We start from the raw sequence: 2,215 nt of genomic DNA, 5'->3' as shown, positions 1-2,215 counted from the left end.
GGGGGGGGGGGGGGGGGGGCGCCGGGCCCGGGCGCCGGCCCCCCCCCCCCGGCGGGGGGCGCCCCCGGCCCCGCGACGAGAAGCCCGACCACCGTGCGGAACTCCTCCGGCGTGTAGCAATAGGTGCCGGTGAAGGTGATCTCCTGCAGGGTCAGGCGGCGCACATCGAGCCCGTCGGCTCCCGGGAGCAGGCCGGCATGGACGATGACGCCGCCCGGCCGCGCCAGGCGGCACGCGCTCGCGCGCGTCGCCGCCGCGCCGACCGCATCCAGGACAAGGTCGCAGGAGCCGTCCTCCGGCGCCGCTTCCGGCGCATGGGCCAGGGCGATGCCCGCGCGCGACGCGGTCTCGCGCCGGGCGGCGTTCGGCTCGATCAGCCACACCTCGCCCGCGCCGGCCTGGACCAGCACCAGCGCGGCGGCGAGCCCGATCGCGCCGCCGCCCAGCACGACGCAGCGCGAAGCGGGCAGCGGCCGTCCCAGCAGTCGCGCGCCGTGATGCACCGCGTGATAGGAGACGGCGACCGGCTCGGCGAGCGCCGCCTTCGCGGCCGGCATGTCGTCCGGAATCTCGACCAGGTTCTCCTCCGGCGCGCGCACGATGTCGGCGAAGGCGCCGGGACGCGGCGGCATCGAGAGGATCTCCCGCCGCGGCGAGAGATGCGGCCGCCCCTCGCGCGCGAAGGGGCAGTCCGCCGGCACGACGAGCGGGTTCACCGCGACGCGCTTGCCCGCGAGCCGGCCCGCCAGCACGCGCCCCGCCGCCTCATGCCCGAGGATGATCGGCACCGGGCGGCGGGAATCATGCCCGTGGATCGCGTGCATGTCGGAGCCGCAGATGCCGACCGCCTCGACGCGTATGATCGCCTCGCCCGGAGCGGGGGCGGGATCGGGCTCGTCTCGGTACACCAGGGTGTTCGGCGCGGTCTGGACGAGCGCTTTCACGGGTGGTCCCTCATTTGGCCAGGAAGCCGCCATCCACCACGAGCACCTGGCCGGTGACGTAGGCGGAGGCGTCGGAAGCGAGGAAGACCGCGGCGCCGTGCAGATCCTCGAGCCGGCCGTTACGGCCGATGCAGGTCTGCGCGGCCAGCCGCGCCGCGCGTTCCGCATCGGCGAAGACCGGGGCGGTCAGCGGGGTGGGGAAGAAGCCCGGCGCGATCGCGTTGCAGGTGATGCCCTGCCCCGACCAGGCTTCCGCCATGGCGCGCGTCAGCTGCGTGATCCCGCCCTTGCCGGCGCCGTACGGCGCGCTGTCCGGAAAGGCGCGGAAGGACTGCAGCGAGGCGATGTTGACGATCCGCCCCCAGCCGCGCGCCGCCATCGCCGGCGCCAGCGTCTGCACCAGCAGGAAGGGCGCGCGCAGGTGCAGCGCCATGTGCAGGTCGAAGGCCTCGGCGGTGACCTGCGCGAAGGGCTGGCGCAGGTTCACGCCCGCGGCGTTGACCAGGATGTCGGGCGAGAGGCCGCGCGCGGCGAGGCCTTCCGCGACATGCTCCGCCGCATCCGGCGCGGCGAGGTCGGCGGGCAGGGCGGTCGCCTCGATCCCCTCGGCGCCGAGGGTCCGGGCCGCCTCGTCCAGCTCCGCTGCGCGCCGTGCGCACAGCACCAGCCGCGAACCGGCCAGCCCGAGAGCCTGCGCGATGGCGAGGCCGAGGCCCGAATTGCCGCCCGTCACCAATGCGGTGCGGCCTTCGAGCGAGAACAGCGTCGCGAGCCGGTTCATGGCGTGCGCGCCGCCGTCAGTTCCTCGGCGACGATCCCGCCGATGGCGTCGCAGTCCGCTTCCGTCAGCGTCAGCGGGATGCGCATGTCGCAGAGCCGCTCGAGCACTGCTTCCGTCGCCGGCGGCGTGTGCGGGTCGGCAAGGTAGCGCCACTGGCCCGAGACGCTGGTGTAGCCCTCCGGCTCGCGCGCGCCGAACCATTTCAGATAGACGCCGCGCGCCCGGCAGCCGGCGATGAAGCGGGCGAACTCCTTTGCGTCGAGGCCGGCGACGGCGAACTGGATGGAGCTCTGCACGAACTCCTCCTCCTGCGGGCGGTGGGGCAGCCGCAGGCCGGGGATCGCGCCGAGCAGCGCCGCAAGCCGGCCATGCCGGTCGTTCCAGAGGCGCGCGCGCTCCGCCAGCAGGCGGATCTGGGGGCCCGCCCCCCCCGGCCCGCGGGGGGGGCAGGGGGGCGGGGAGGTGGGGGGGGCCGGCGGAGCCCCCCCGC

General features: G+C 75.7%; 3 protein-coding genes. All 3 read right to left on the bottom strand.

Going from position 1 to position 2,215, the window contains the following annotated elements; genetic code table 11:
- The coding region (locus AC1MIR_RS24310) for a zinc-dependent alcohol dehydrogenase (protein ID WP_480030757.1) at nt 1–944 on the bottom strand (944 nt) is incomplete at its 3' end.
- Nucleotides 945–954: 10 nt separating this feature from the next.
- Entirely contained in the window at nt 955–1,725 is a 771-nt protein-coding gene (locus AC1MIR_RS24305) for an SDR family NAD(P)-dependent oxidoreductase (protein WP_480030756.1), read from the bottom strand.
- Nucleotides 1,722–2,215, bottom strand: a 494-nt coding sequence (locus tag AC1MIR_RS24300; RefSeq protein ID WP_480030755.1) for a hypothetical protein, incomplete at its 5' end; no start/stop codon positions are given. The genes AC1MIR_RS24300 and AC1MIR_RS24305, both read right to left, overlap by 4 nt.

It is taken from the genome of Falsiroseomonas sp. RANM36 (assembly GCF_056682175.1).
The sequence above is the reverse complement of the archived record's forward strand: the minus strand, read 5'-3'. Positions and strand labels throughout refer to the sequence as shown.